Annotated in this window: 9 protein-coding genes; 1 reads left to right on the forward strand and 8 read right to left on the reverse strand. The window is 63.6% G+C overall.

Going from position 1 to position 8,084, the window contains the following annotated elements; all coding sequences use genetic code 11:
* Positions 1–127: 127 nt before the first annotated feature.
* A complete protein-coding gene (gene rarD / locus L338_RS16015) occupies positions 128–1,057 on the reverse strand; it encodes an EamA family transporter RarD (protein WP_022699427.1) in 930 nt (309 codons plus the stop codon).
* Positions 1,058–1,137: 80 nt separating this feature from the next.
* Positions 1,138–1,989, reverse strand: coding sequence for a LytTR family DNA-binding domain-containing protein (locus L338_RS16020; RefSeq protein WP_022699428.1), 852 nt, complete (start codon positions 1,987–1,989; stop codon positions 1,138–1,140).
* A gap of 177 nt (positions 1,990–2,166) precedes the next feature.
* Between L338_RS16020 and L338_RS16025 the strand changes: the two genes are divergently transcribed.
* A complete protein-coding gene (locus L338_RS16025; protein WP_241762279.1) occupies positions 2,167–3,351 on the forward strand; it encodes an acyltransferase family protein in 1,185 nt (394 codons plus the stop codon).
* 10 nt (positions 3,352–3,361) lie between these two features.
* On the opposite strand, the gene L338_RS16030 is transcribed toward L338_RS16025, so the two are convergent.
* The 6 genes from L338_RS16030 to L338_RS16055 all read right to left on the reverse strand — a co-directional run bounded on the left by L338_RS16030 (position 3,362) and on the right by L338_RS16055 (position 7,825).
* Positions 3,362–3,856, reverse strand: coding sequence for a GAF domain-containing protein (locus L338_RS16030; protein ID WP_022699430.1), 495 nt, complete (start codon positions 3,854–3,856; stop codon positions 3,362–3,364).
* Between the two features lie 106 nt (positions 3,857–3,962).
* Positions 3,963–4,982 (reverse strand): aspartate-semialdehyde dehydrogenase, encoded by a 1,020-nt coding sequence (locus tag L338_RS16035; protein WP_022699431.1) that lies wholly within the window; start codon positions 4,980–4,982, stop codon positions 3,963–3,965.
* Positions 4,983–5,114: 132 nt separating this feature from the next.
* Positions 5,115–5,609, reverse strand: a complete 495-nt coding sequence (locus tag L338_RS16040) for a YciE/YciF ferroxidase family protein (RefSeq protein WP_022699432.1) — start codon at positions 5,607–5,609, stop codon at positions 5,115–5,117.
* Positions 5,610–5,699: 90 nt separating this feature from the next.
* Positions 5,700–6,014, reverse strand: coding sequence for a hypothetical protein (locus tag L338_RS16045; protein ID WP_022699433.1), 315 nt, complete (start codon positions 6,012–6,014; stop codon positions 5,700–5,702).
* Positions 6,015–6,047: 33 nt separating this feature from the next.
* Complete coding sequence (locus L338_RS16050; RefSeq protein ID WP_022699434.1) at positions 6,048–6,473, reverse strand: BLUF domain-containing protein; 426 nt, start codon at positions 6,471–6,473, stop codon at positions 6,048–6,050.
* Positions 6,474–6,511: 38 nt separating this feature from the next.
* A complete protein-coding gene (locus L338_RS16055; RefSeq protein ID WP_022699435.1) occupies positions 6,512–7,825 on the reverse strand; it encodes a mechanosensitive ion channel in 1,314 nt (437 codons plus the stop codon).
* Between the last annotated feature and the right edge of the window lie 259 nt (positions 7,826–8,084).

Consider the following 8,084-nt stretch of genomic DNA (forward strand, 5'->3'; position numbering starts at 1 on the left):
CGTTGAACCAGCGTGCTCTATCCTGACAGCCACCCCTCTCCCATTCAGTCAGCCAAATCCCTTGGCGGAATTTGGGACTTCATTGCCCTCTCCCCCTTCTCAAGGGGCGAGGGACATCGGGAAAGTGTCAGCCCGGCGGACCTGCGGCGGCCAGGCGGCGGTCCCGCCGCCGCCGGCGGTCGCTCAGATACATGTCCCACGTATAGACGGCCAGCCCGCTCCAGATGAACAGGAAGGCGGCGGCGCGGTCCGCGCCGAACGCCTCGCCCTGCGCCAGGCCGATGATGAATTGCAGGGTGGGGGCGATGTACTGCATCAGGCCCAGCGTGGAGAGCGGCAGGCGCCGCGCGCCCAGGCTGAACAGCAGCAGCACCCCGGCGGTAAATACCGTGCCGGAGAAGATCAGCAGGAAGGGCTGCCAGCTCGCCTCCAGGAAGGTGCCGCGGCCTGTCGCCTCGAACCAGATGGCGGCCGCCAGACCGAACGGGGCGACCATGGCGGCTTCCAGAAACAGCCCGGTCTTGCCGTCAACGTCCAGCTTCTTGCGGACCAGCGCGTAGAAGGAAAACGAGGTTGCCAGGAACAGGCCGATCACCGGCAGGCTTTCAGAGGCGACCAGCGGGATCAGAACCCCGACCAAGGCCAGGCCCACGGCCACCCATTGCGCGCGGCGCAGCCGCTCGCCCAGAAAGATCATGCCCAGCGCCACATTGATCAGCGGGCCCATGAAATAGCCAAGGCTCGCCTCCAGCACGTATCCGTTGGTCACCGCCCAGATGAACGCGCCCCAGTTGGCGGTAATCAGAACGGCCCCGATGGCCGCCCATTTCACGCGGCGCAGGGAAAACAGCGCTGCGATGCTGGGCGCCTTGATCAGCACGAAAGGGGCAAGCGCGACCGCCGCCCAAAGGGCGCGATGGGCGACAATTTCTATCGGAGGCCCGGAATAAAGCGCCCAGTAAAGCGGCGAAATTCCCCAGATCGTGTAGGTCAGGAACGCATAGATCAGACCTGCGCGGAATTCGGCCGGATCGGTGGGGGCGGGCGCGGCTTTCATAGCGCCCTCATCTAGGCATGGGCCGGCCGGTCCGCCACCCTGCATTTCGGCATGGCTGCTGACCGTTTCGGAAAACCGGCTCAGGCCGCGTCCAGTTTTTCCCGGAACCGGCGGCTGCCGGGAATCTCGCTGCCATCCTTCATGCGGATGGAAAGATCGCCGGAGCCGGTGGGCGCGGCCTCCAGAATCTTGTCCAGATTGACGAGGTAGGAGCGATGCACCCGCGCCGCGCGAATGCCCGCCTCGTCCAGTTGCCGCTCCAGCGCGCCCAGCGTGGTCCGGGCCAGATGCTCGCCCGTTTCCGTCTTGATTTCCACATAGTTGCCCGCCGCCTTGGCCGCGATCAGGTCCTCCGCCGCCATCCAGATCGTGCGTCCGCCGCATTTCAGGGTCAGGCGCTTGTCCCGCCGCGCATCCTCGCGCGCCGCGGCGGCCTCCAGACGCTGTTGCTGGTATTCCCGGCTGGACTGGATAATCAGGATGAAGCCCGCATAGGCGAACACATCCTTGCGATACTCATAGAAAAGGTCGCCCGGAATGAAGTTGAAGAAGTCGTAGGGCTGACCGAACAGTAGCGGCCAGACGAGTTTCCGGATCGCCACCATGGCCAATACGTGCGCCAGCGATATGACAATGCTGGCCGCAAGATGGGCCGGCAGGCTCCATCGCCATGTGCTGGCGGTGACGGGCGCGCGGTTGGCGGTCCAGAGCATCACCGGGATAAGCGCGGTCATCACCGCGATGCTGGTGAAGTTCAGCAGCCACGGCAGGGCGGGATGAACATATTCTCCCTCGCGCGCGAACTCGGTCAGCGTGGATAGCGAATCCACGAGCGTGAAGCTCAGCAGAATTGCGACGATCAGAACGGCGGACTGGCGGTCCGCCCGGCGCTCGGCGCGCTGTTCCCGGTTCCATTCCTGTTCAAACATCATCGCATTTTGCTGTTTCCGGCCCGTTTGCGAAGCGCGGTTCAGCCCGCACAGCCGCCTTTCGTCCCTTGACCGCCCCCGGTCACGGCGCCGGACCGCCAGATATCACCCGGAAGGCGCATTATCCGGGCGAGGCGCGCCATAGTGTCGTCCTTGATGACCTGGATTGAGGAATACGCCGTGTCTGTTTCTGATTTTTCGTCCGCTTCACGCCAGCTGGCCGCGCCCGCGCGGCGGCACGACCTGGACTGGTTGCGCGTGATCGCGTTCGGTCTGCTGATCTTCTACCATATCGGCATGTTCTACGTGACGTGGGACTGGCATGTGAAAAGCGTCCACGCCTCGGCGTTTCTGGAGCCGGCCATGCGGCTGCTGAATCCCTGGCGGCTGTCGCTTCTGTTCCTGATATCCGGCGTCGCCATGCGATTCATGACCGACAAGGGTGCGCTGGCGCGCCTGGCCGGGTCGCGGTCGCTGCGGCTTTTCATCGTCATCGTGTTCGGCATGCACGTGATTGTCGCGCCGCAATCCTATTTCCAGCTGATCGAAGGCGGTGAAATCCAGCCCGGCTGGTGGGCGTTTTACAGGCAATACCTGATCGGAAGCGGGGATTATTCGGTCACGATCCCGACCTGGAATCACCTCTGGTACGTCGTCTATCTGTTCGTTTACACGCTGATTCTGATCCCGCTGGTCCCGGTTTTGCGCCCGTTGGCGCGTAAATTTGAACAATTAACGACCCCGGCCTGGGCGGTTCTCCTGCTGCCGCTGGTCCTTTTCTTGGTCTATCGCTTCACCCTGACGCCCTATTTCCCGACCACGCACAACCTGGTCTGGGACTGGGCGAACCATGCCTACAGCTTCACCTTCCTCATGATCGGATATTTCATCGCCAAGCATGAGGCTGTCTGGCGCGCCATTGACCGCGCGCTGCCCGCGGCGCTGGCGCTCGGCATCGGTGCGGCGGTCATCCTGACGCCGTTGTGGATGGTCTGGGACAGGATTGGCGACAATATCTGGCTGCTGACGCCCGCGCGCCTGCTGCGCGTGGCATACGCTTGGTGGGCCATCGTGGCGCTGATGGGGCTGGCCCGGCGGTATTTGAACCGTCCCGGCCCGGTTCTCGCCTATCTCTCCGAAGGCGTCTTCCCCTACTACATCCTGCACCAGACGATCATTGTCGCGGCCGGGTTCTGGCTGACGCGGCAAGGTCTGAACGCGCCGGTCGAGTTTACGCTGGTCACGCTGGCGACCTTGGGCGGGTGCGCGCTGGGCTTTGAGGCCGTACGGCGCATCCCGCTTGTGCGGCCGCTCTTCGGGCTGAAGCTGCGACACCCGCGCCGAACCGCGCCCGTTGCAGCCTGAAAGGAGACGCCTAGGAGGACGCCCCGCGCTCGATCGTTTCCATGGCGAGGTCCGCGAGATCCCGCAACATGGCGCGTTCGGCGCGGGATAAATCGTCGCGCGCATGATTGTCGATGATGCAGAACGTGCCCAGCCGGTAGCCCGCATCGGTAATCAGCGGCGCGCCGGCATAGAAGCGGATGAACGGGGTGCCCGTCACCAGCGGATTATTGGCAAAGCGGCTATCCTTCTTGGCGTCCGGAACAACCAGCCCTTCGTCCGACAGGATGGCGTGGGCGCAGAACGCGACATCGCGCGGGGTCGATGTTTCGTGCAGGCCGATACATGACTTGAACCACTGCCGGTCCTTGTCGAGCAGGGAGACGAGCGCGATAGGCGCGTCGAAGGCGGCCGTCGCCAGCCGGGTCAGCCGGTCGAATTCCGGCGTGGCGGGCGTATCCAGGATTCCGAAGGACTCGAGTGCGGCTTGCCGGCCGGCCTCATCGGGCGGTGTGGGATAGGTCATGCGTTTCTCGTGCTGGTCTGGGCGGCGCTGCTGATATTGCAAAGCACAATACCAGCTTGCCCGGCGGTGAACAGATAGCTTTGTCCGGGGCGGGGCGCCGGCCCGGTCAGTCGAAGAAGCCGCGGTTCAGCGCCAGTTCGGCGATCTGCACCGCGTTGAGGGCCGCGCCCTTGCGCAGATTGTCCGCCACCACCCAGAGGTTCAGCGCCGCCGGGTTGGTCGGGTCGCGCCGGATGCGGGAAACGAAGACGGCGAATTCGCCCACGGACTCGACCGGGGTGACGTAGCCATCGTCTTCCCGCTTGTCGACGATCATCAGGCCGGGGGATTCGCGCAGCAGCTTGCGGGCGGAACCGGGCGTCATGCCGTCGCCTTCGAATTCGATATTCGCCGCGATGGCGTGACCAACAAAGACCGGCACGCGAACACAAGTGGCGGTCAGCTCGATCGCGGGGTCGAGGATTTTCTTGGTCTCGACCCGCATCTTCCATTCTTCCTTCGTGTCCCCGTCATCCATGAAGACGTCGATCTGCGGGATCACGTTGAAAGCGATCTGCTTGGAGAATTGTTCAGGCGTGGGCGGATCGTTGACATAGATGCCCTTGGTCTGGAGCCAAAGCTCATCCATCGCCCCGCGCCCGGCGCCGGACACCGACTGGTAGGTGGAGGCGACGACCCGCTTGATCTTGGCTTCCTCATGCAGGGGCTTCAGCGCCACCATGAGCTGGATGGTCGAGCAATTGGGATTGGCGATCAGCAGGGAGTCGCGGGCATCCTCGATGGCGTCCGGGTTCACTTCCGGCACGATCAGCGGGACATCGTCCTCCATCCGGAAATAGGAGGAATTGTCGATGACCAGCGCGCCGGCCTCGGCGGCCTTGCGGCCATATTTCTCCGACGCGGCCGAGCCGGCGGACATCAGCACCACGTCGACATCGGAAAAATCGAACGTATCGGCGTCGCGGACCTTCAGGTCCTTTTCGCCATAAGAGACTTCGCGGCCGATGGATTCACGGCTGGCCAGCGCGAACACTTCGTCCGCGTCGAACAGGCGCTCTTCGAGAATGGTGAGGATTTCGCGGCCGACATTTCCTGTCGCGCCGAGAACGGCGACCTTGACGCCCATGAGGTTGGCTCCGTGCAAACGCGGGTAAACTGAGAGGTCCGCTATATGGCCTTGCGTTCGCAGATGCAAAAGGCCGGTCCACGCGGCAGCACGGACCGGCCTTCAGTGGCGTTTCTAAAAGGGCGCTCGCGGTCAGGCGGCGGCGTCCTTGTTCACGTCGGTGATCGCCAGCTTGGTGAAGTAGGAGTCGCAGCCATAAATGCTGTCGAGATCCTTATCGAGCGTCTTTGCGTCATCATTGAATTTCAGGCGCTTGGCAAAGGCTTTCGCCGTGCCGAAGCCAGCGATGCCGTAATGGCTCATGCGCTGGAACTGGGTGATGATTGAGGCGTCCTGAACGTCGCGGTCGGCGTCCAGTTCAATGGCGTGCTTGCGCACTTCGCTGACCAGGCCTTCCATGCCCTTGCAATGTTCGCCGCCGGGCTTGGCGCCGTGGCGTTCGCACAACTCCGCCAGATCGCGCGTATGCGCGTCGATGCCTTTCTGCGAGCGTTTGAGGGAGGCTTTCAGCTCCTCGTCATGCGCGCTCTCGATCAGTTCCGGGATCACGTCCGCCATCTGGCGGTTGGCGCTCCACATATCCTTGATCTGGTCGATATAGAGATCTTCGAGGGTCCGCATGGTCATCTGTCCGTTTCCTTCTTTTTGGCGCGTCATCGCGCATGAGAAGAAACGGACATGGAAAGACGCTTGTTCCGCTTGGGCGGCGCCCCGGACTCAGTCGCGCGTGCGCCGCCAGTCGCGATAAAGGAAAAGGGCGGCCACCGCGATGACCCCCAGTATGGCGGCGATATCAACCCAGGACAGGCCAAACAGGACCGGCTGCCCCAGAAACGCCCAGGCGGCGAGACGTTCTGTGAGCGCCATGTTGCCGCCAAACCCGACCGTCAGGGCCAGCACCATAAGGATCGCCACGCCGATGGCGGCCCAGCGAAAGGCCGCGCCGGCCGCGCGGTCCGCATCGCGTTGCTGGGCGCGGCGGCGTTGTTCGTTCTGGACCGAACGGCGAAGAAATCCGGGTCGGCGTGACATGGCGGGAATTATATCAAGGGAAGCGGGATCTGTTCACCGCTCTACGCGGTTCACCTTGAAGAACGTGTCGATCACGGTCTTGGCCATTACGCTTTCCTCGCGAGTCAGTTTTTCGTCCAGCGCGTTACGGGTGAGCTTGAAGACCGAATCCGCGCCCTCGGCGTCCGGGCCCAGCGCGTCATATCCCATGGACCAATCGCCAAAGCTGCGCTTCTGGATCGGGATTTCAGGATAGGGCGTCACTCTGGCGTGGCGGTTATCGCGCCTGATCCGCGTGAATATGGCGTGGACGGCTTCCGCCTCGCCCTCCAGGACCTGCAGGAAGGACTGGTCCAGATTAAGCAGAACCCCGGTGAGGCCCGCAGCCCTGTTATTGCGGCGCGAGGCTTCGAGAATCTGGCCGATATCGTCCTGCCCCAGCCCCTCAGCGGCGGCGCTGGCATAGATCAACTGTATCATGTCTGACGATTTAGTCGCCGCCAGCGGCAGGGCAATAGCTATCGTGTTTCAGAGTCGTCCTGCAGCCGCTTGAGCAGCCGGGCCGCGGCTTCCCGCCCGCCGACGCCGAAGGCGATGCCGAAGGCCAGGCTAATCCCCGCCAGCACGATCAGGAAGCCCCAGCGAACGATATTGTCGCCCAGCCCCATCTGGGTCAGGCCGATCACCACCGCCAGAAGCGAGACGCCATAGCGGGTGACGGTGGCCGTCAGCTCCGCCCGCGGTCCGCCGCTTTCGGCCACCAGTGCGGCGACAAAGCGGGCGATGAACAGGCCGACCAGGATGATGCTGGCCCCGAACAGGATGTTTCCGCCAATCTCCAGCACCCGCGCCAGCCAGGCGGAGATGATGGCGAAGTTCAGGATTTCCGCCGCCTGCACCGCGCCGAAGATGACGATGGCGACCAGCACGATGTTCGCCACGATATGGCTGGGGGAGGGCGGACCGGCCTCGGCGCCGGAATATTCGGCAATGGCCGATTCCGGATCGTCGGAATAGTCCTTCTGCTCGACCAGCGCTTCCGGGGCCGCTTCCTCCGCCGCCTTGCGGGTGTCGGTTTCCAGCGCGCTCCAGATCCGGTCGAAACCAATGGACATCAGCAGCGCCAGCAGGATGGAGCGCACGCCCTGGCCGATCAGATAGGCCACGAACAGGATCAGCGCGGCCGCGATCAGGCGCGGAATGGCGTCCAGCATGTCCTGCAGTATCTGGGCGGAGGGTTCGGAGACCGAGCGGATGTCCAGCTGGTCCAGACCGGCAATGGCGGCCGGGATCAGGATCAGGGCGAAGATGATGATGCCCGCGGCCCGCGCCACGGCCAGGCCGTTGATAACATCGCCCAGGCCAACCCGGTCTGCGGCGCGGTCGATGGGCGCGGCGGCCAGAATGCCGGTCACGGCGCGGCGGGCCACCGCGGCGATCAGCCAGCCCACCAGCACGATCAGGATGGCCCCGATCACGTTGGGCAGGAAGGCCCAGATGCTGGCCAGCATGTTTTCCAGCGGCTCCAGTGACTCCTCGAAACCCAGCGCGTTCAGGAAGGCCGGGATGAACAGCAGGAACACGACCCAGAAAACGGCCGAGCCAAGCGAGTGGCCCAGCGTCAGGACCGGCCGGCGGGACCGCGCCGCGTCATCCTTGGCCTTGCGCCCGACCGGGGTCGCCTCGATGGCCTTGCGCGACAGAAACCCCGCCGCCTTGGCCACGGCAAAAGCCACCACGGCGATCAATGCCGCGGTCAGGAGGTTCGGCATATAGTCGATGACAACCCGTGTCGCCGCCTCGATTTCCTCGCCGATCGATGAGAAATCCATGGTCCGAATCACCCCCTGCCGTTTCAAGCCTTGCGGGAATCATGCGGCCAAGCAGCGCAAGCCGTCAAACGGACTGACGCGGTGAACGAAAAGTCCCCTCGCCCCCTTAGAGGGGGAGAGGGTAATGAAGTCCGAAATCCTGAAAGGATTTAGATGACTGAATGGGTGAGGGGGCGGCTCGCAGGACAAGGCAATCTGGTTCAACCCATCCCCTCACCCTTTTGCGCAGCCAATCAAAGATTGGGCGCTCAAGCCCTCT

Source organism: Euryhalocaulis caribicus (assembly GCF_000412185.1).
Classification (GTDB): Bacteria; Pseudomonadota; Alphaproteobacteria; order Caulobacterales; family Maricaulaceae; genus Euryhalocaulis; species Euryhalocaulis caribicus.